Raw genomic sequence first — 278 nt, 5'->3', positions numbered from 1 at the left:
CGGGTCTGCGACCTCATACTCATACGCCCTATTCAGACTCGCTTTCGCTACGGCTCCGTCTCTTCAACTTAACCTTGCATGAAATCGCAACTCGCCGGTTCATTCTACAAAAGGCACGCCATCACACGGCGTTTTCCCAAAGGAAATACGCATTGTGCTTTGACTACTTGTAGGCACACGGTTTCAGGATCTATTTCACTCCCCTTCCGGGGTGCTTTTCACCTTTCCCTCACGGTACTGGTTCACTATCGGTCACTAGGGAGTATTTAGCCTTGGGA

At 50.4% G+C, this 278-nt stretch carries 1 rRNA gene; it reads right to left on the bottom strand.

The annotated features are described in order from the left end of the window. Positions 1 to 278, bottom strand: a 23S ribosomal RNA gene (locus tag KI375_RS27135); the annotation flags it as partial.

It is taken from the genome of Bacillus sp. J14TS2, from assembly GCF_018333015.1.
Lineage (GTDB): Bacteria > Bacillota > Bacilli > Bacillales > Bacillaceae_C > Lederbergia.
The sequence above is the reverse complement of the archived record's forward strand: the minus strand, read 5'-3'. Positions and strand labels throughout refer to the sequence as shown.